Here is a 247-nt window from a genome sequence, read left to right on the forward strand (position 1 = left end):
CGTCGCCGTCTTGCTCGTCATTGTCGTCGTCGGGCGTATTGAGCCCGTCGATAAATGCCGCCAGGCCTTCGAGAAATTTTCGGTCCTGATTGACCTGAGTATTGAGGCGCCGCCGCAACGCGGTGTCGGTTTCTTCCCTCATGCTGGAGAGGAGACCTTCAACGTCAGAGGAAACGCTCACCAGTTCCAGTAAGGCGCGAGGAAGCGAAATGGTAGGCGTTTCCGCGACGACGGCCTCTCTAAGCCT

General features: G+C 57.9%; 1 protein-coding gene. It reads right to left on the reverse strand.

The features are described from left to right. The coding region (locus tag EOC06_RS40650; protein WP_164899103.1) for a hypothetical protein at nt 1-247 on the reverse strand (247 nt) is incomplete at both ends.

This window comes from Mesorhizobium sp. M7A.F.Ca.MR.362.00.0.0, assembly GCF_004023175.1.
GTDB lineage: Bacteria > Pseudomonadota > Alphaproteobacteria > Rhizobiales > Rhizobiaceae > Mesorhizobium.